The sequence below is a fragment of the Sphingomonas sp. HMP6 genome, assembly GCF_013374095.1.
Lineage (GTDB): Bacteria > Pseudomonadota > Alphaproteobacteria > Sphingomonadales > Sphingomonadaceae > Sphingomonas.
Genome location: NZ_AP022672.1, coordinates 2,629,105 through 2,646,007, shown reverse-complemented (window position 1 = coordinate 2,646,007; position 16,903 = coordinate 2,629,105). Strand labels below are relative to the sequence as shown.

The 16,903-nt window shown below is 65.9% G+C and carries 22 protein-coding genes; 11 read left to right on the top strand and 11 right to left on the bottom strand.

The window, feature by feature from the left end:
* Positions 1-74 precede the first annotated feature (74 nt).
* From HMP06_RS12880 to egtD, 5 genes are read left to right on the top strand one after another with little or no spacing between them, the layout of a single operon-like run.
* Positions 75-1,040, top strand: a complete 966-nt coding sequence (locus HMP06_RS12880; RefSeq protein ID WP_176497435.1) for a glutamyl-Q tRNA(Asp) synthetase — start codon at positions 75-77, stop codon at positions 1,038-1,040.
* A gap of 9 nt (positions 1,041-1,049) precedes the next feature.
* Positions 1,050-1,292 carry a twin transmembrane helix small protein gene (locus tag HMP06_RS12875; protein ID WP_176497434.1) on the top strand — a complete coding sequence of 81 codons (243 nt, stop codon included), beginning with the start codon at positions 1,050-1,052 and terminating at the stop codon, positions 1,290-1,292.
* A gap of 23 nt (positions 1,293-1,315) precedes the next feature.
* Positions 1,316-1,915, top strand: coding sequence for a cob(I)yrinic acid a,c-diamide adenosyltransferase (locus HMP06_RS12870; RefSeq protein ID WP_176497433.1), 600 nt, complete (start codon positions 1,316-1,318; stop codon positions 1,913-1,915).
* A 54-nt stretch (positions 1,916-1,969) separates the two neighbouring features.
* Positions 1,970-3,229: an ergothioneine biosynthesis protein EgtB gene (gene egtB, locus HMP06_RS12865; RefSeq protein ID WP_176497432.1), complete on the top strand. Its 1,260-nt coding sequence runs from the start codon at positions 1,970-1,972 to the stop codon at positions 3,227-3,229.
* On the top strand, positions 3,229-4,206 hold the full coding sequence (gene egtD, locus HMP06_RS12860) for an L-histidine N(alpha)-methyltransferase (RefSeq protein ID WP_176497431.1): 978 nt from the start codon (positions 3,229-3,231) through the stop codon (positions 4,204-4,206). Before egtB ends, egtD begins: the two co-directional genes overlap by 1 nt.
* On the opposite strand, the gene flgL is transcribed toward egtD, so the two are convergent.
* The 11 genes from flgL to flgB all read right to left on the bottom strand — a co-directional run bounded on the left by flgL (position 4,207) and on the right by flgB (position 13,070).
* Positions 4,207-5,118, bottom strand: coding sequence for a flagellar hook-associated protein FlgL (flgL, locus tag HMP06_RS12855; protein WP_176497430.1), 912 nt, complete (start codon positions 5,116-5,118; stop codon positions 4,207-4,209).
* Positions 5,119-5,127: 9 nt separating this feature from the next.
* Positions 5,128-6,474 carry a flagellar hook-associated protein FlgK gene (gene flgK, locus HMP06_RS12850; protein ID WP_176497429.1) on the bottom strand — a complete coding sequence of 449 codons (1,347 nt, stop codon included), beginning with the start codon at positions 6,472-6,474 and terminating at the stop codon, positions 5,128-5,130.
* Positions 6,471-6,818 carry a rod-binding protein gene (locus tag HMP06_RS12845; RefSeq protein ID WP_176497428.1) on the bottom strand — a complete coding sequence of 116 codons (348 nt, stop codon included), beginning with the start codon at positions 6,816-6,818 and terminating at the stop codon, positions 6,471-6,473. The genes flgK and HMP06_RS12845 overlap by 4 nt, the downstream gene beginning before the upstream one ends.
* The gene (locus HMP06_RS12840; protein WP_176497427.1) at positions 6,815-7,912 is read right to left on the bottom strand and encodes a flagellar basal body P-ring protein FlgI; all 1,098 of its coding nucleotides are present in this window, start codon (positions 7,910-7,912) and stop codon (positions 6,815-6,817) included. Before HMP06_RS12840 ends, HMP06_RS12845 begins: the two co-directional genes overlap by 4 nt.
* A 131-nt stretch (positions 7,913-8,043) precedes the next feature.
* Entirely contained in the window at positions 8,044-8,739 is a 696-nt protein-coding gene (locus HMP06_RS12835; protein ID WP_232089664.1) for a flagellar basal body L-ring protein FlgH, read from the bottom strand.
* 4 nt (positions 8,740-8,743) lie between these two features.
* On the bottom strand, positions 8,744-9,538 hold the full coding sequence (flgG, locus tag HMP06_RS12830) for a flagellar basal-body rod protein FlgG (protein WP_176497425.1): 795 nt from the start codon (positions 9,536-9,538) through the stop codon (positions 8,744-8,746).
* 12 nt (positions 9,539-9,550) lie between these two features.
* Positions 9,551-10,294 carry a flagellar basal-body rod protein FlgF gene (flgF, locus tag HMP06_RS12825; RefSeq protein ID WP_176497424.1) on the bottom strand — a complete coding sequence of 248 codons (744 nt, stop codon included), beginning with the start codon at positions 10,292-10,294 and terminating at the stop codon, positions 9,551-9,553.
* A gap of 23 nt (positions 10,295-10,317) precedes the next feature.
* Positions 10,318-11,565, bottom strand: coding sequence for a flagellar hook protein FlgE (locus HMP06_RS12820; protein ID WP_176497423.1), 1,248 nt, complete (start codon positions 11,563-11,565; stop codon positions 10,318-10,320).
* 36 nt (positions 11,566-11,601) lie between these two features.
* Positions 11,602-12,285 (bottom strand): flagellar hook assembly protein FlgD, encoded by a 684-nt coding sequence (locus tag HMP06_RS12815; RefSeq protein ID WP_176497422.1) that lies wholly within the window; start codon positions 12,283-12,285, stop codon positions 11,602-11,604.
* 3 nt (positions 12,286-12,288) lie between these two features.
* Positions 12,289-12,699: a flagellar basal body rod protein FlgC gene (gene flgC, locus HMP06_RS12810; protein WP_176497421.1), complete on the bottom strand. Its 411-nt coding sequence runs from the start codon at positions 12,697-12,699 to the stop codon at positions 12,289-12,291.
* Positions 12,700-12,701: 2 nt separating this feature from the next.
* Positions 12,702-13,070 (bottom strand): flagellar basal body rod protein FlgB, encoded by a 369-nt coding sequence (flgB, locus tag HMP06_RS12805; RefSeq protein ID WP_176497420.1) that lies wholly within the window; start codon positions 13,068-13,070, stop codon positions 12,702-12,704.
* A gap of 290 nt (positions 13,071-13,360) precedes the next feature.
* Here flgB and HMP06_RS12800 point away from each other — a divergent pair, with 290 nt between their 5' ends.
* The 6 genes from HMP06_RS12800 to HMP06_RS12775 all read left to right on the top strand — a co-directional run bounded on the left by HMP06_RS12800 (position 13,361) and on the right by HMP06_RS12775 (position 16,894).
* Positions 13,361-14,017 carry a motility protein A gene (locus HMP06_RS12800; protein ID WP_176497419.1) on the top strand — a complete coding sequence of 219 codons (657 nt, stop codon included), beginning with the start codon at positions 13,361-13,363 and terminating at the stop codon, positions 14,015-14,017.
* Positions 14,014-14,559 carry a flagellar motor protein MotB gene (locus HMP06_RS12795; RefSeq protein WP_176497418.1) on the top strand — a complete coding sequence of 182 codons (546 nt, stop codon included), beginning with the start codon at positions 14,014-14,016 and terminating at the stop codon, positions 14,557-14,559. The genes HMP06_RS12800 and HMP06_RS12795 overlap by 4 nt, the downstream gene beginning before the upstream one ends.
* 48 nt (positions 14,560-14,607) lie before the next feature.
* Positions 14,608-15,165: a flagella basal body P-ring formation protein FlgA gene (locus tag HMP06_RS12790; protein ID WP_176497417.1), complete on the top strand. Its 558-nt coding sequence runs from the start codon at positions 14,608-14,610 to the stop codon at positions 15,163-15,165.
* Positions 15,166-15,241: 76 nt separating this feature from the next.
* Positions 15,242-15,529 (top strand): flagellar biosynthesis anti-sigma factor FlgM, encoded by a 288-nt coding sequence (gene flgM, locus HMP06_RS12785; protein ID WP_176497416.1) that lies wholly within the window; start codon positions 15,242-15,244, stop codon positions 15,527-15,529.
* Positions 15,526-15,879 carry a flagellar protein FlgN gene (locus tag HMP06_RS12780; protein ID WP_176497415.1) on the top strand — a complete coding sequence of 118 codons (354 nt, stop codon included), beginning with the start codon at positions 15,526-15,528 and terminating at the stop codon, positions 15,877-15,879. The genes flgM and HMP06_RS12780 overlap by 4 nt, the downstream gene beginning before the upstream one ends.
* Positions 15,880-15,994: 115 nt before the next feature.
* Positions 15,995-16,894 carry a lytic transglycosylase domain-containing protein gene (locus HMP06_RS12775; RefSeq protein WP_176497414.1) on the top strand — a complete coding sequence of 300 codons (900 nt, stop codon included), beginning with the start codon at positions 15,995-15,997 and terminating at the stop codon, positions 16,892-16,894.
* The last annotated feature ends 9 nt before the right edge of the window (positions 16,895-16,903 follow it).

Genomic DNA, 16,903 nt, shown 5'->3' with positions numbered 1-16,903 from the left:
GATGACGCCGTGATGACAGCCCCACCCGTCGTTAACGAGTTTCACACAACGCACGACTCGCGGTCAAGAGCTTGATGATCGCGCCCGTCACGCGCTTCGCGCCGAGCCCTACGGGTAAGCTGCACCTTGGCCATGCGTATTCGGCGATCCAGGCGCATGATCGCGCGCGGGCTGCTGGTGGACGGTTCCTGTTGCGGATCGAGGATATCGATGGTGCGCGATCGCGGCCGGAGCATGCCGCGGGAATCGAAGCGGATTTACGCTGGCTCGGGCTGGAATGGGATGGTCCGGTGGTTTTTCAGTCGGCGCGGCTGGAGCTTTATGCGGCGGCGCTAGAGCGGTTGCGGGGGATGGGGTTGCTGTATCCGTGCTTTTGCACGCGCGCCGAGATTGCAGCGAGTTTGAGTGCGCCGCATGGGGTGGAGGGGGTTTATCCGGGGATGTGTCGGGGGTTGGGCGAGGCTAAACGCGCGGCGCGGGTTGCGGCGGGGGTGCCTTATGCGTGGCGGCTGGATGTGGGGCGGGCGGTGGCCCAAGTTCGTCACCCCGGCCCTGTGCCGGGGTCCACCTATCCCCATGCACCGCAGCCGGTTTTGCACGGTGGACCCCGGCACAAGGCCGGGGTGACGGATTTGGAGTGGCCGGATGCGCTCCTCTGGCACGACGAAATCGCAGGCGACGTGCTCGCTGATCCGCTCGCGCTTGGCGATGTCGTGCTCGCGCGGAAGGACGCCCCGGCCAGCTATCATCTCGCGGTGACAGTCGACGATGCGGCGCAAGGGGTCACGCATGTCGTGCGCGGGGTCGACCTGTTTTCGGCGACGCACATCCACCGCTTACTGCAGGCGCTGCTCGATTTGCCGACTCCCCTCTACCGGCACCACGCCCTGTTGACCGGTGCCGACGGGCAGCGGCTGGCCAAGCGACATGGTGCGCCGACGCTCGAAAGCGTGCGGTTGCGCGGTGGCGAGGGTCTTGCGCTTGCGGATCAACTGCGCAGCGGGGTGCTACCCATTGGCTTTGCCCGCGCGAATGCCTAAATAGGTGTCATGAGCACTTTCCTGACCATCCTCCTGATCGCGTCGATGATCGCGGTCGTCGTCGTGCTGGTGCGCGGCCTCATCGTTTTCCTGCTTGGCGCAAGCCAGGATGTGCGGGAAGGGGCCACCAACGGCGAGGGTTTGCTTGCTTCGGCGACCAAATCGAACAAGCTGATGCAATATCGCGTGATGTTGCAGGCGGTGGCGATTTTCATCGTCGTGCTGATCCTGTTCATGTCGAACAGGACCTGATCGACCCAAGTCGGCGCTGATCGATGGTAAAGCTCAACCGCATCTATACCCGCACCGGCGATGACGGCACGACTGGCCTCGTCGATGGATCGCGCGTGGCGAAGGACGACGCGCGGATGGCCGCGATCGGCGATGTCGACGAAGCCAATAGCGCACTCGGCGCGGGGGTAGTGGCGCTGCGCAGCGACGGTGTCGCGCTCACCTGGCTCGCTTTTCTGCTCGAGCGGATTCAGAACGATCTGTTCGATCTCGGTGCCGATCTGGCGACGCCTGCCAAGGACGAAGAGGGCAAGGATTTTGCGCCTTCGGAAATGACGCTGCGGATCGTCGCATCGCAAGTCGATCGGTTAGAGGCCGAAATCGACCGGATGAATGGCGAATTGTCGCCGCTAACCAGTTTCATTCTGCCCGGCGGGACTCCGGCAGCGGCGGCATTGCATATCGCACGCGCGACGGTGCGGCGGGCCGAGCGGGCGGCGGTCGCGGCGGCGCGGGTCGTGCCGCTCAACCCGCTGGCGCTCGCCTATCTCAATCGCCTGTCGGATTATCTGTTTGTCGCCGCGCGTGCGGTGAACCAAAATGCCGGTGGCGACGTTTTGTGGAAGCCGGGTGCCACGCGTTGAGCGTGTGATGCCGATCCGGCGACGCCGGTGTGTGGCGCAAAACGGGGACGAACGATGCAAACGCGGACTGCCCCCAAAACCGATCCCACAGATTTAACTGCGCGCTTTCAAGCGGTGCGCGGGCTTTCGGTCGCGTTGGTCGCGCCGCTGTCGGATGCTGATGCGAGCGTGCAGTCGATGGACGATGCGTCGCCCGCCAAATGGCATCTGGCGCATACGACCTGGTTCCTCGAAACCTTCGTGCTGCGCGATTTCGTGAGCGGCTACACGCTGTACGATGATCGTTTCCCGTTCCTGTTCAACAGCTATTACGAGGCGGAGGGCCAGCGCCACGCGCGCGGGCGGCGCGGGATGGTGACGCGCCCGGCGCTCGACGAAATCATCGCGTATCGCGCGCATGTCGACGCGGCAGTGATGGCGGTACTGCCCGATTTGCCGGAGGCCGCGCGCGATCTGGTGGCGCTTGGCTGCCATCATGAGGAGCAGCACCAGGAATTGCTGATTACCGATGTGCTGCATTTGATGGCGCAAAACCCGGTCGAGCCGGCGGTCTGGCCCGCGGCGCGGAAAGTGCCGGTGGAAATGCCGGGGCCGCTCGGTTGGATCGAAGGTGCTGCCGCGGTGACCGAGATCGGGCATGAGGGCGACGATTTCGCGTTCGATTGCGAGGGGCCGCGTCATGCGACGCTGCTCAGCCCGCATGCGCTGGCGACCCGTACCGTCACCAATGGCGAATGGGCCGATTTCATCGCCGATGGCGGCTATCAGGATGCGCGGCACTGGCTGTCCGATGGCTGGGCCTGGGTGCGCGCCGAGCGGATTTCCGCGCCGCTCTATTGGGAGCGGGGCGAGAGCGGGTGGACGCGCTTCGGGCTTGATGGCCGCCGCGCGATCGATCCGGCGGCCCCGGTTACACACGTCAGTTTTTACGAGGCCGACGCTTATGCGAGTTGGGCGCGCGCGCGCTTGCCGACCGAGGCAGAATGGGAAGCCGCCGCTGCACCGTATGATCCGGCGGGGGGCAACCAACTCGACCGCGCTGGGCCGGTCGAGCCGCGCCCGTCGACCGACGGCCCGGCCTTCTTCGGCGATGTGTGGGAATGGACCGGCAGTGCGTACCGCCCCTATCCCGGCTTCAAGGCGGCCGAAGGCGCGGTCGGCGAGTATAATGGCAAGTTCATGAGCGGGCAGTGCGTGCTGCGCGGCGGATCGTGCGCCACGCCGCGCGGGCATGTGCGCGCCAGTTATCGCAATTTCTTTTATCCCCATCAGCGCTGGCAATTCACCGGCGTGCGGCTCGCCAAGGATCTGTAATGCTCAAGCAGGAAATCGAGGACGGTCAGGCGTCGCTGGCCGACCCGGCGTTTCGCCGTGACGTGCTGCGCGGGTTCGAGGCGCGGCCGCGCGCGATCCCGGCGCGGTGGTTCTATGACCGGCGTGGGTCGGAATTGTTCGAGGCGATCACCGATCTGCCCGAATATTATCCGACGCGGACCGAGACCGCGATCCTGCGTGATTGCTGTCCTGAGATCGCGGAGATCGCAGGCGCGGGGCGTGCGGTGGTGGAGTTCGGCTCGGGGTCCTCGACCAAGACGCCGATCCTGCTGGAGGCGGTCGATCCGGCGGCCTATGTGCCGATCGACATCTCGGGCGATTTCTTGCGCGAATCGTCCGCCGTGCTGTCGGACGCGTTTCCGGGGCTGACGGTGCTGCCGGTCGAAGCCGATTTTATGAAGCCGATCGCTTTCCCGGCGCAGATTGCCACCACGCCGAAGCTCGGTTTCTTTCCGGGGTCGACGATCGGCAACATGATCCCGCATGCCTCGGTCGATCTGCTGCGCGCGATGAAGGCGTCGCTCGGTGACGGCGCGATGCTTGTCATCGGGATGGACCGGATCAAGGATCCGCTAATGCTCGAGGCGGCGTATGACGATGCGCAGCGCGTGACCGCGGCGTTCAACCTCAATTTGCTCGAGCGCATCAACCGCGAGCTCGACGGGACGCTTCCCATCGACAAGTTCCGCCACCGCGCGATCTGGAACGATGATCGCGCGCGGATCGAGATGCATTTGGAGGCGATGGCGGAGGTTGCCTTCACAATCGAAGGTCGTCCCTTCGCGATGCTGCCGGGCGAGACAATCCACACCGAGAACAGCCATAAATACGCGCCGCGCGATGCGCGGATCCTGCTGCGCGCGGGCGGGTGGACGCCGGTTGGCGAATGGACCGACCCCGAGGGGTTGTTCGCGGTGATCCTGGCCGAGGCGCAACCCGCGCGATCGGCACCCTAATCAGCGCAAGTAATCGAACAGCGACAATTGTCCGAGCTTGGTGAAGCTCGCCTGGGTCGCCTGCAGCACCGTCATCGTCTTCTGCAATTCGGTGATCGCGGTCGAGATGTCGGTGTCTTCCAACCCGACGCGATCGGTTTCGCGCGCGGCGGCAGCATCGGTTGCTTGGGACGCGACGATATCGAGCCGCGCGGCGCGTGCGCCGACCGAGCCTTGCACGTTGCTGACCTGCGTGAGCGCCGCTTTCAGGCCATCTGCGGCAGCGCCCGTGGCGGCGGAGACATTGCCGCCCGCATTGAGTGCGGAGATCAGGCTGGACAGCACCGCAAAGACGTCGGTCGTACCGCCGCCGCCGGGCAAATTGCCGAACACGCGCTGCGCACTGTCGGTTGCCTGAATATCGGTACCATCGGCGACAGGGATCGCCGAAATTTCGCCCGTCCCGCCGAAGCTGACCGTGCCGTCGACCGCCTGAACCACTGCCGGGCCGCCGCTCGCCGTGCCGAACAGTGGCTGGCCGCGCGCATCGGTCGTGCCCGCCAGACTGACAAGATCATCGCGGATGCTTTGCAGTTCGATCGCGATCGTCTTGCGGTTGGCGTCGTTTAACGTGCCGTTGGCGGCTTGCGTCGTTAGTTCGGCGGCGCGCTGGAGTTGGTTGCCGATCGACGTCAGCGTCGTGTCGGATTGCTGGAGCAGCGACTGGGCGAGGCTGACATTGCTCGCATAGGCTTTGCTGTCGGCATTGGTCTGTTTGATTGCGCTCAGGCGGTTGTACGCGACGACGTCCTGCGACGGCGCGGAAATCTTCTTGCCCGTCGCGATTTGCGTGTTGATCGTGTCCGCCTGCGTCGCCAGCTTGCCGAGCTGCGTCGCATTCTTGTTGTAGAATTGGTTGGTGCCGATTTGCATGAGCTATCCCTAGCGGATGTCGAGGATCGACTGGAGCGTGTCGCGCGCGACTTGAATCACGCGGCTCGACGCCGAATAGGCTTGCTGGAAGCGCAGCAGATCGACCGCTTCGCTGTCGAGATTGACACCCGAGACGGCATCGCGCGCGGCCACGGCATTGTCGCGGATCGCGCTTTGCGCCTCGGCGATTTGCTTGCGCCCGTTGAGCGTTGCGGCGTTCCCGGAGATGAGCGCCGTGGTTTTCGCCTCGAACGCGCCGCTGCTGCGCAGCGTATCAAAATTCTTGAGGTTGCTGGCGTCGCGCGGGCCGCCGCCGACGGCTGCCGCGGCGATGCCGCGCGGATCGGTCAGGCTAAGGGTGATATCGGTCGGGCTGGACCCACGCGTGAAGAGCGCCGCGCCGGGATTGCCGTCGAGATCGCGCCCCTGCGCCTGCACCGCGTTGACGCCGTCGGTGAAAGCGGTGGCGATCGTCTCGAGCGAAACGCGCGCATCGGCGATCCGCGCCGCGCCGTCGATGACACCCGCCAGCGCGCCGCCGCCGGGCGTGACCGTCGAGACGCCGAGCGGCGTTTGCAAGGCGAACGCCACCGTGCCGTCGCTGCCGCGCGCGAAGGTAACGGTGCCAGTGGTGTTGCCGGTGACGAGAACCGGGCCACCAGCGTTGCCGAGCTTGACCGTCGCGCGCCCGGCGGCATCGGTGCTGACCGAAACGTCGCTGATCGCACTGATCTGGTCGAGGATCGCGTCGCGTTGGTCGGCAAGCTGCGCCGCGCCGTTCGAGCCGGGCTGCGCACGGCCGATCCCGTCGTTGACCTTGGCGAGCGCGAGGCCGAGGCTGTTGAGCGTCGTGACAGCGCTTCCAGCGGTCGCATCGAGATTGTCGTCGAGCGCATCGAGCGCCTTGCCGGTCGCGGTGAAGCTGCCTGCGACCGCGCTCGCCTGTTCGAGCAAGGCGCTGCGCGGGACGGTCGCGCTGGGATCGGCGGCGACGTTCTTGGCGGCGTTGAAGAAACCGGTCAGTCGGTCACCCAATTGGTTGCCGGTCAGCGCGGTCTCGATCCGGTCGAGCCAGGCGATGCCGGTTTCGCTGCGCGCGAGATCGGCGCTGGATGTGCGGACATCGGCCGCGCGCAGGGCATCGGCCGAGCGTGTGACGCCCGCGACGGTGACGCCCTGGCCAGTCTGGATTCCGCCACCCGAATGGATGCCGAGCGCGGGCGCAACTTCGCGCACGTCTGCGGTGCGCTTGGCGTAGCCCGGCGTGGCCGCATTGGCGATGTTTTCGGATACGGTGGTAAGCGCGCTTTGGTACGCGCGGACCCCGCTCGCGCCGATGCCGAGAAGGTCGCTCATGACGGCGTGCCGTCAGTGGGCGGCGGCTCGGCCTGTAGGCCGCTTTGCGAGCGTGCGAGGAATTCGGTCATCGCCTTGCCGATGCCGAGCGGGGCGTGATCCGCCATCCCGGTCGCGAATTGCGTGTCCTGCATTTCCTTGAAGGTATCGAGGCCCTTCGATCCGAACAGATCATCCTCGGCGAGATGCGTCGAGCGCATCGCCTTAACCATCATGCCGGTGAACACCGCCTCGAACTTCTTGCCCGCCGCTTCCAGATTGGCGCGGTTCTGCAAGCGGCTCGTGTCGAGGTTGATACCCGTCGTGGGTCCCTGGACGGGCGAAAGGGCTGGAACGTCGCTCACAGGATGATCAACTCCGCTTTCAGCGCGCCAGCCTCTTTCAAGGCTTCAAGGATCGCGACCAGATCGGCCGGTGATGCGCCGATCGCGTTGATGGCTTTCACCACGTCCGACAGGCGCGGACCCGGCTCGATCAGGAAGATCGGGTGCTTCTCCTCATCCACACCGACCGCGGATTTCTGTTCCTTGGTGGTCTGGCCCTGGCTGAAGGGGGCGGGCTGGCTGACGCGCTCGGATTCGTCGATGCGGACGGTTAGCTTGCCGTGCGTGATCGCAGCGGTGCCGACGCGGACGCTCGAATTGATCACGACGGTGCCGGTGCGCGCGTTGACGATAACGCGGGCCGAGGGTTCAGCGGAAACGATGTCGAGATTCTCGATCTCGCTCATCAACGTCGCGCGGACATCGCCGCCGACCGGCGCGCGGATCGCGACCGAGATGGCGTCGGTCGCTTGTGCGGTCCCGGCACCGAGCCGCGAATTGATCGCGGTGGCGACATTCTGCGCGGTCGTGAAATCGGCACGCGCGAGGTTGTAGGTGAGGAAGGGCGTGCTTTCGAACCCGGTCTGCACCGCGCGTTCGACTGTCGCGCCTTCGGGGATGCGCCCGGCGGAGGGGATGTTGACGACGATCTGCGACCCGTCCTTGCCCTCGGCACCGAGGCCGCCGACCGCGAGATTGCCTTGCGCCATCGCATAGATCTGGCCGTCGGCGCCGAGCAGCGGCGTCAGGATCAGCGCGCCGCCGCGCAGCGACTTCGCCTTACCCATCGAGGCGACGGTGATGTCGAGCTTCTGCCCCGGCTTGGCGAAGGGCGGCAAATCGGCGGTGATGATGACGACGGCGGCATTCTTGAGGCCGGGATTGACGTTCGCGGGCAATTGCAGCCCGAAGCGCGAGGCGACCGCCTTCATCGACTGGATCGTGTATTCGAGATTGTCGTCGCCGGTGCCGGGCAGGCCGACGACGATGCCGTAGCCGGTCAGCTGGTTGCTGCGGATGCCCTGAAAGCCGCCGAGATCCTTGATCCGGTCGGCGGAGGCGGGGGCGGCAAGGGCTGCAGCACTCAGTGCCACGAGTGCAATGAGAAAACGCATACCCCACACCCGTTCGCCCTGAGCTTGTCGAAGGGCCTGTGCCACACCCACGCGCTCGCCTGTTGCACGCTGTGCTTCGACAAGCTCAGCACGAACGGGGAAGGGGGACAGGCGGGCGATCAGGTTGCGCATCAGAACGGACTCACCACGGAGAAAAACCGGCCGAGCCAGCCCTGGCGGCTGGCGCGGGCGACGTCGCCCTTGCCGGTATAGGCGATCTGCGCATCGGCGACGCGGGTCGACAGGACGCGGTTGTCGGCGTCGATATCGGCGACGCGGATCAGGCCCTTGATCTGGACGAATTCGTCGCCGCGGTTGAGCGTAACGCGCTTCTGCCCCTGGATCAGCATCGTGCCGTTCGGCAGGACCTGGCTAACCGTGACGCTGACTTCGCCCGACAGCGTGTTCGATTGGTCGGTGGCACCCGTGCCGCCGAAATTGCGCTTGCTGCTGATGCTCGCATCGGTCCCCTGGAACAGCGCAAGGCTGCCGGTGGTCGGCGGCGTGATGCTGAGGCCGCCGCCCGAATCGAGCTTCGAGCTGGCGGATTTGGAGGCGGCGGTGCGTTCAACCAGCACGATCGTCAGCGGATCGCCGACGCGGCGCGCGCGCGTGCCTTCGTACAAAGCGGCATAGCCATCGGACACCTGGAAGATCGAGCCGGTCGACACCGGCGGTGGCGGCGGTGGGGGCGGGGGCAGCGCCGCCGAGAAATCGACGGGCGGCTTCTTCTTGCCGAAAATGCTCGCATCCGCCGGGTCGGTTGCGACCACGACGGTGACGAGGCAAGCGGCGCAGGCCGTGGCGAGAAGAGCGAAGGACTTCATGCCACTAGCTACCGAAATGTTGGTTAACATATTGTAGCATTTCGTTGGTCGCCGAGATCATCTTGGAATTGACCTCATAGGCGCGCTGCGTCTCGATCATGTCGACGAGCTCCTCGACGACGTTGACGTTTGAGCCTTCGAGCTGCCCCTGGCGGATGTTGCCGCGCCCGTCCTGCCCGGCGATGCCGAGGTTGGCGGCGCCGCTAGCCGATGTTTCGACCAGATAGTTGTCGCCTTTACTCAGCAGCCCGGCAGAATTGGGGAAGCCCGCAATCTGGATCTGGCCGAGCTCGGTCGAGGCGCTTTGCCCCGGGATCGTCGCCGAGACGGTGCCGTCGGTGCCGATCGTGATCGCGGTCGCGCCCTCTGGCACCGTAATGCCCGGCTGGACCTGATAGCCTTCGGATGTGATCAACAGGCCTTCGGGCGAGCGCGAGAAATTGCCGGCGCGGGTATAGCCGAGCGTGCCGCCGGGCATTTGCACCTGAAAATAGCCGTCGCCGTCGAGCGCGAGATCGAGGCTGTTGTTGGTCTGCTGGAACGAGCCCTGCGTATCGATCCGGGCTGTACCCTGAATCTTCACGCCGGTGCCGAGGTTGAGCCCCGTGGCATAATTGGATTCCGCCGTGCTCGGCGCGCCGGGCGCGGTCACCGTCTGGTACGCCAGCGTCTCGAATGCTGCGCGATCCTTTTTGTACGCGGTCGTGTTCACGTTGGCGAGGTTGTTCGAGATGACGCGCATGCGCATGTCCTGGGCATCAAGCCCGGTCCGCGCGATATGCATGGCTGCACTACCCATGGTCTATTCCTCTCAAGCCGGCAGGCGCATCAGAGACGCGCTGCTTTCATCCAATTCCTTGACCGATTTCATAAGGTTGGCCTGGACCTCATAGGCGCGCTGATTCTCGATCATGTCGACCAGCGCTTGCGTCATGTTGACGTTCGATCCCTCGAGCATGCCCGTTTCGATCTTCGCGTCGAGATCGGCCGGCAGCACGCCGCCACCCTTCACATGCAGCAGGTTATCGGTGCCCTTGACCGTCTCGCTGCCCTTCGGGCTCGACAGTTTGAGCGTGTCGATGACTTGCGGGTTGCGTGCGTCGCCGCCGACCGGGACGATCGAGATCTTGCCGTCGTTGGAGATCGAGATGCTTTGCACCGGCGGCAGCGTGATCGGGCCCCCCGACCCGATCACGGGGAAGCCATCGCCCGTTTGCAGCACGCCCGACGGGGCGATCTGGAGATCGCCGCGGCGGGTATACGCCTCGGTCCCATCGGTCGATTGTACCGCGAGCCAGCTTTCGCCGGGGATCGCGATATCGAGCGCACGCCCGGTCTGCTGCATCGTGCCGGGTTTGCGATCGGCATCGGCGACTTCGGCCGAAGCCGGCGTGCGCGTGTCGAAAGCGGAGCCTTGCAGCGATAGCCGGTCGAACACCACGCGGTCGGCGCGAAAGCCGATCGTCGATACGTTCGCCATATTGTTGGCGATCGCAGCCTGCGACGCGAGATGCGCCTTGAGGCCCGAGGCCGCGGTATAGACCAATTTGTCCATGTGCTGCTCCGATTAGCTCCCGCTCAACCCTGGATCTGGAAGATCGTCTGCGAAATCTGGCTCGCGGTATCGAGCGCCTTGGCATTCGCCTGGAAATTGCGCTGTGCCGCGATCAGGCTGACCAGCTCCTCGGTGATGTCGACGTTCGATCCCTCGAGCGTACCCGACAGCAGCGAGCCGTAGCCATTCTCATTGGCCGCACCGAGTGCCGCCTGGCCCGAAATGCCGCTGGCCGACCAATAGCTGTTGCCGGTTTGGCGCAGGCCCGTCGGGTTGGCGAAATTGGCGAGCGCGACCTTGCCGAGATTGACCGTGTCGCCGTTCGAATAATTGGCGGCGACGATGCCCTGGGCATTGACCGAAACGCCGGCTAATTCGCCGACCGAAGCGCCGTCGGTGGTGCGGGCATCGACCGAGAACGCGCTCGATTTCTGCGTCGATCCGGTGAGGCTGAACGCGAGCGTCTGCGCTACGCCGCCCGTCGTCGGGGTGAACGCGTCATAGCTGACCGGCCCGGCTGGCGCGGTGATGTTGCCGCTCGCGTCAAAGGTGACGGGCGTGCCCGCGCTCGACCCGCCGACGCTCAGCGCCTGGTCGCCGACATAACTGTGGACGTTCCAGGCGTTCGCGCCGGTATGGACATAGTAATTGGTGAGCGTGCTCGCCTTGCCCGACGAATCGTAGATCGTCGTTGTGGTCGAACTGTTGTAGCTCGACGCGTTGGTGGGATCGAACGCGGGCGCCGGGGTCGAGGCGGCGGCGTAAAGATTGACCTTCAGCGCGACATTGGCGGTGGCCGCCGGCGTGCCGCTGGTTTCGGGCAGATTGAGCGGTACCAGGCCGTCCGCGCCCGATGCCGTGGCATTGCCCTTGGCGTCGACCGGATAGCCGAGCAGTGCCGAGCCTTGCGCATCGACGATATTCTTGGTCGCGGGATCGACCTGGAACGCGCCGTTGCGGGTGTATGCCGTGGTGGCGTTGAGCCCGGCGGTCTTGACCGCGAAGAAACCGTCGCCACTGACCGTGAGATCGAGCGCCGAACCGGTGGTCTTGAGATTGCCCTCGGTGAATTGCTGGCGGTTGCCCTTCACCACCGTGCCAGATCCGACCAGCTTGGTCGGATCGGTCGCGATGCTGGAGGCGATCACGTCGGCGAAATCGGTGCGGCTTTTCTTGAAGCCGTTGGTCGAAACGTTGGCAAGGTTGTGCGAGACGGTCGAAAGCTCGGTCTGGGCCGCCTGGAGGCCGCTCAAGGATGTGTAGAAGGACATGGGATTTGCTCCTTATCGAATTCGGATAAAACGGGTTCAGCCGACCTGGCGGACGGCGCTGACGGCAACGGTGCCGAGACCCGGCACGGTGAGAGTGGGGCTGCCGCTCGCCGGCACCGAGACGGCGGCGACGGGCGCCCAGACGAGCCCGCGGCTGGTGACCTTGGCCCCGGCGTTGGCGGCGGAGACCGCGACGGTGAACGGGCCGCTTCCGGCCGCGGCCCCATCGGCGGTCTTGCCGTCCCAATCGTAGGAGACGGTCCCGGCCTTCTGCGCGCCGAGTTGCAGCGTGTTGAGCACTTGGCCGTTCGCGTCGCGGATCGACACCGACACGTCGCTCGCGTCGCCGTCGAGCTCGACCGCGCCGGCCAGGCCACCGCTGGTGCGACCGTAGGCGGTGGCGCCCTCGGTCAGGATCGTCTTGCCGACATAGGCCAGCGCGTCGGACGTACTGGTCGCGCCGAGCTTGGTTTGTATCTCCTTCAACGTGGCACCCATATCGGCGATGCCCGACGTGCTGGTGATCTGGGCGAGTTGCGCGACCATCTGGCTGTTGTCGGTCGGCGAGAAGGGGTCCTGATTCTGCAACTGCGCGGTGAGCAGCTTGAGGAAATCGGACGTGCCGAGCGACGAGGATTTTGCGGTCGCCGTGGCGGCCGTGCTGCTGGTCGAGCGGTTGATGCCGAGGTTGGTCAGCGTGGTATCGAACGTGGAGGCCATGATTTAGCGTCCCATCTTGAGGGTATCGAGGATCAGCGACTTGGCGGTCTGCATGACCTCGACATTGTTCTGGTAGTTGCGCGCGGTCTCCATCATGTCGACCAGCTCGCGCGTTTCATCGACCGCCGATTCCCACACATTGCCGTCTTTGTCGGCCATCGGGTGCGATGGGTCGTAACGCTTCGCGGGCGCTTCGCCTGCGGTGACGATGCTTTCGACATTGACGGTGGCGAGGCCGGAGACCTTGTCATATTCGGTGCGGAAGATGGGCTTGATCGTGCGATACGCGGTGTCCGCGCTCGACGTGACCGACCCTGCGTTGGCGAGGTTGGAGGCGGTCGTGTTCATCCGCACGAGCTGCGCCGACATCGCGCGCCCGGCGACCTGGAAAATGGTGAGGGGTTGGTCAGCCATGCTTATTCGCCCTTCAGCGCGCGGGTGATCTGACCGATGCGCCCGTTGAGAAAGGACAGCGTCGTCTGATAGGCGACCGCGTTTTCGGCGAAGGCGGTCTGTTCGGTCGATAGTTCGACGGTATTGCCGTCGAGCGAAGGCTGCGAGGGCACGCGATATTGCAGCGCGCCCGCGATGCTGGCGTTGCCGCCGGTGCTCGCCGCATTCTCGAGCGAGGCGAGCGCCTTCTTGAAATCCACGTCCTGCGCCTTGAACCCCGGGGTGGAGGCGTTGGCGATATTGGAGGCGAGCACGCCCATGCGCTGCGAGCGCACTTCGAGTGCCGCACCATGTACCCCGAAAAGACCCCCGGAAAGACCGTTGCTGGGCATCGCCCATCTCCTCACGCCCTATTGCGCGATGGGGTATCAGCAAAGGCCGTGCCAAATGCGCCTGAGGCCGGGGAGGGGGGTGTTGAGGCGGTAAAGCGGCAAGGTCTTGCCGGTTGGCGGCAAGCGGGTTGCCGCTCTTTCCGTCACCCCGGCCTTGTGCCGGGGTCCACCACGCGGCGCGTGCAGCGGGCGGCAATACGGGACGCGCACGCGGCTAGGTGGACCCCGGCACAAGGCCGGGGTGACGGTGATGGTCGGAACTGGCCCGGCCCTTGCAGAGCGTTCGCGCGATGACAGCCTTGCTCGCCCCCTTTCTCGATCCCATCGCCTTCGCCATCGTCGGCGGCGGGACGCTGGCCGCAGCGATCCTGCGGACGCCGCTGCGCGACGTGATCCGCGCGCTCGGTGCGCTCGGCACGCTGTTCGCGCGGGCGTTCGAGGCCGACCCGCTGCTCGAACAGATCGGCGCGTTCGGACGGATCGCGCGGCGGCACGGGGTCATGGCGCTCGATAAATCGGTGATTGCCGATCCCGACATGGCCGCAGCGGTCGCCGCGATCGTCGATGGCGCGACCCCCGATGAGGTCGCCGAGCTGTTGCGCCAGCGTCACCGCGCGCGCAACGAACGGGCCGTTGCCGTATGCGAATTCTGGAGCGCCGCCGCCGACACCGCGCCGGCCATGGGCATGGTCGGTACGCTGATCGGCCTGGTCGGGATGTTTGTGAAAATGCAGGATCCTGCCGCGATCGGTGCGGCGATGGCGGTCGCACTGCTCGCCACCTTATATGGCGCGTTGCTCGCCAATCTCGGGCTCGCGCCGATCGCCGCGCGCTTGCGTCGCCACGCGCGCGACGAGGCGGTCGAGCGCTTGCGGCTCGATGCGCCGTTGATCGCGCTCGCCACGCGCGAACAGCCGCGTGGTGCGCATCTGGCGGAGGTCGCATGAGCAATTTCGCGCTTGATCTGGAGCTTCCCGATGCCGCGCCCGCGCGCCCGGTGTGGCTGATGACGCTCGCCGATCTCGCGCTGCTGCTGGTCGGCTTCTTCGTGTTTTTGCAGGCGAGCCAGCAGCTCGACCAGCGCGCGCTGGCCAAGGGGATTCGTGAGGGATTCGGGGTTCAGACGGCGGCGCCCGCCGCGGAGCCGATGGCGGTGTCCGCTGGATCGATCGGCGGTTTCGCCACCGGATCGGCGGATTTGCCGCAAGCGCCCGACGCGCTGATCGGCTGGGCGCGGGACTCGACGCGCGATGGCCGCGTGATCCTGCGCGTGGCGGGCGCGGTCGATGGAAGCCCAAGCGACGTCGACCCGGTGACGGGCAGCGGCGCGGTGCTCGCCGCCGACCGCGCGCGTGCCGTCGCCACCGCGTTGATCCTGGCGCACGCCGTGCCCGCCGACCGCATCACGCTTTCTGCCGCCCGGCCTGGTCGTCGCGCCGTCACCGTCACGACCGGTTTTGCCGTGCCGAACGCCAGCGGGCGGCAATGATCCGCCGCCCGGCACCCCAATTTTGCCGCTTCATCCAGGGATAAAGCCATGTCGCGTAGCTTCGCTCTTCTTTCGATCGTCCCCTTTTTCGCCTTTGGCGCGACCCCGCTCGCCGCCGCGTCGACGTTTCAGGACACTGTCGCGATCGACCGCGCCGTTGCCGCCTTTGCCGGGCACGGCATTGGTGACGACGGTGGCGCGCGCACGCCGGTCGATACTCGCTTGAAGCTCGCTTCCTGCCCGATGGTGTCGATGGGGTGGCGTTCCGACGCGCACGATGCCGTTGTGGTGACCTGCACCGGGCCCGAATGGCGGCTGTTCGTGCCGATGCGCATGCCCGCGGTCGCGCCGAAAGCGGCGGCACCGCTGGTGATCGAGCCGACCATGGCGCCGCAGCCGATCCGCCCGGTCTATGTCATCAAGCGCGGCGATCCGGTGACGATCAGCGCGGGGTCGCCCGGCTTTTCAATCACGCGCGAAGGCGTGGCGGCGGGGGACGCGGTCGTGGGCGGGCGTTTCCTGGTGAAGGTCGACCAGACCCGCGCGCCGGTCCAGGCGGTCGCGATCGCCGGGGGCCGCGCGACGTTGCCGGGTTGGACCGAATAATCTTTGGAAGTATTTCTTAAGGTCCGTCGATCTCGGTCGTTTCTATCTCTGTCAGCGAAACCCAAAAGGTGCAGCCATGATAGAGTCGATCGGAGCCAAGGCCGTGTTACCGCAAGACCGGCTGGTCGTGCCCGTTGCACCAACGTCGCAAACCGCGAACGCTGCGGCCCGGCCGACCGAGACGGCGGCCAAGCAACTCGAGCTCTCGGCGCTGGCGTTCGATTTCGGCAAGGCAGCACCAGTCGATGAAAAGCGGGTCGAGGCAGTGAAACGCGCGGTGCGCAACGGTACCTATCCGATCACGCCCGAGACGATCGCCGACCGCATGCTCGCGCTGAAACTCTATTGGAGCCCCACGAAATGACCTTTGCGGGCACCCGGCGTGATGCGCTGATCGGCGTGATCGAAGCCCTTCACGCGGAGATCGCCGCGCTGAAGGTCAATGATGTCGTCGGGCTGGAAGCGGCAACGCAGGAAAAGCTCGCCGCGATCGAGGCGGTGGCGGCGTTCGGCACTGCGCCCGCGGGCGATGAGCTGCGCGGGCTGGCCGAGGAAGCACAGCGGCTGAACGAGACATGCCGGATCTACGTCAACCTGATGGCGGCAAATGTTCGCCGCCGCCTGCAAACCTTGACCGGTTCTGCCGGGGTGGCGGTGGGTAGCGCACCGGGCGCGGTGTATCGTCCCGGCATGGGGATGGCCGCGTACGCGTGATGTGGTGAGGCGCGCGGAAGGGCGCGTCTCACAGCGGTGCCGGCACCGCGCCTCACAAAAATGGCACGGCTCTTGCTGATGTTGCCCTGAACACAGGCGATTCAGCTGGGGACCGATGCCTTTCAATCCACTCACGATCCTGAACGGGGCGGTCAACGAGGCGAAGAGCCTTGGCGGCGGTGCGGTGCGCAACGCGATCGCCAATGCCAGTCAGAAGACTGGGATCGACTTCAACTATCTGCTCGGCCAGGCCAAGCTCGAGAGTGGCTTACGCGCCGATGCGCGGGCCGGCACATCGAGCGCGAGTGGGCTGTACCAGTTCATCGACCAGAGCTGGTTGCGCGTGGTCAAGGCGCATGGGACGGAGCACGGCCTTGGCTGGGCGGCGAACGCGATCTCGACCACCGCCAGCGGCCGCGCGACGGTCGCCGATCCGGCGATGCGCAAGGCGATCCTCGATCTGCGCAAGGACCCCAACGCCGCGTCGCTGATGGCGGCCGAACATGCCAGCGACAATAAGGCTGCGCTGGAAACCGCGACCGGGCGGACCGCGACCGGCACCGATCTCTACATGGCGCACTTCCTCGGGCTGGGCGGTGCGCGGTCTTTCCTGACGGCGATGCAGGCGTCGCCCGATCGATCGGGCGCGGCGATGTTCCCGGCGGCGGCGCACGCCAATCGCAATGTCTTTTACGATGCCAGCGGCGACGCGCGCTCGCTTTCCGAAATCTACAGCCGCTTCGGGGCCAAGCTCGAACGGAGCGTCGGCGGCGCGAGCATGCCGGCGATGACGCCTGCGCTGATGACGACGCGGCTGGGGCAATGGGGCGCCGACGTCATTCCTGGCAATAATGAGGGTTCGACCTCCGATGCGGCGGTGTGGGCGCAGACGACGCTCGAACGGCTGAGTGGCACCGTCGGCCAGGCGAACCGGGTCGAGACGGCAAGCTTGCTGCGGCCGACACCGAACACGGCGCGGCTGGCGTACATGATGCTGGCGAGCCTGGGAGCGTAACGCGTGGCG

What these genes read in the sequence shown, in the direction of transcription:
- HMP06_RS12880 (WP_176497435.1), top strand. Translation starts at nt 75, where the DNA reads ATGATCGCGCCCGTCACGCGCTTCGCGCCGAGCCCTACGGGTAAGCTG.
- HMP06_RS12875 (WP_176497434.1), top strand. Translation starts at nt 1,050, where the DNA reads ATGAGCACTTTCCTGACCATCCTCCTGATCGCGTCGATGATCGCGGTC.
- HMP06_RS12870 (WP_176497433.1), top strand. Translation starts at nt 1,316, where the DNA reads ATGGTAAAGCTCAACCGCATCTATACCCGCACCGGCGATGACGGCACG.
- egtB (WP_176497432.1), top strand. Translation starts at nt 1,970, where the DNA reads ATGCAAACGCGGACTGCCCCCAAAACCGATCCCACAGATTTAACTGCG.
- egtD (WP_176497431.1), top strand. Translation starts at nt 3,229, where the DNA reads ATGCTCAAGCAGGAAATCGAGGACGGTCAGGCGTCGCTGGCCGACCCG.
- flgL (WP_176497430.1), bottom strand. Translation starts at nt 5,118, where the DNA reads ATGCAAATCGGCACCAACCAATTCTACAACAAGAATGCGACGCAGCTC.
- flgK (WP_176497429.1), bottom strand. Translation starts at nt 6,474, where the DNA reads ATGAGCGACCTTCTCGGCATCGGCGCGAGCGGGGTCCGCGCGTACCAA.
- HMP06_RS12840 (WP_176497427.1), bottom strand. Translation starts at nt 7,912, where the DNA reads ATGCGTTTTCTCATTGCACTCGTGGCACTGAGTGCTGCAGCCCTTGCC.
- HMP06_RS12835 (WP_232089664.1), bottom strand. Translation starts at nt 8,739, where the DNA reads ATGAAGTCCTTCGCTCTTCTCGCCACGGCCTGCGCCGCTTGCCTCGTC.
- flgG (WP_176497425.1), bottom strand. Translation starts at nt 9,538, where the DNA reads ATGGGTAGTGCAGCCATGCATATCGCGCGGACCGGGCTTGATGCCCAG.
- flgF (WP_176497424.1), bottom strand. Translation starts at nt 10,294, where the DNA reads ATGGACAAATTGGTCTATACCGCGGCCTCGGGCCTCAAGGCGCATCTC.
- HMP06_RS12820 (WP_176497423.1), bottom strand. Translation starts at nt 11,565, where the DNA reads ATGTCCTTCTACACATCCTTGAGCGGCCTCCAGGCGGCCCAGACCGAG.
- HMP06_RS12815 (WP_176497422.1), bottom strand. Translation starts at nt 12,285, where the DNA reads ATGGCCTCCACGTTCGATACCACGCTGACCAACCTCGGCATCAACCGC.
- flgC (WP_176497421.1), bottom strand. Translation starts at nt 12,699, where the DNA reads ATGGCTGACCAACCCCTCACCATTTTCCAGGTCGCCGGGCGCGCGATG.
- flgB (WP_176497420.1), bottom strand. Translation starts at nt 13,070, where the DNA reads ATGCCCAGCAACGGTCTTTCCGGGGGTCTTTTCGGGGTACATGGTGCG.
- HMP06_RS12800 (WP_176497419.1), top strand. Translation starts at nt 13,361, where the DNA reads ATGACAGCCTTGCTCGCCCCCTTTCTCGATCCCATCGCCTTCGCCATC.
- HMP06_RS12795 (WP_176497418.1), top strand. Translation starts at nt 14,014, where the DNA reads ATGAGCAATTTCGCGCTTGATCTGGAGCTTCCCGATGCCGCGCCCGCG.
- HMP06_RS12790 (WP_176497417.1), top strand. Translation starts at nt 14,608, where the DNA reads ATGTCGCGTAGCTTCGCTCTTCTTTCGATCGTCCCCTTTTTCGCCTTT.
- flgM (WP_176497416.1), top strand. Translation starts at nt 15,242, where the DNA reads ATGATAGAGTCGATCGGAGCCAAGGCCGTGTTACCGCAAGACCGGCTG.
- HMP06_RS12780 (WP_176497415.1), top strand. Translation starts at nt 15,526, where the DNA reads ATGACCTTTGCGGGCACCCGGCGTGATGCGCTGATCGGCGTGATCGAA.
- HMP06_RS12775 (WP_176497414.1), top strand. Translation starts at nt 15,995, where the DNA reads ATGCCTTTCAATCCACTCACGATCCTGAACGGGGCGGTCAACGAGGCG.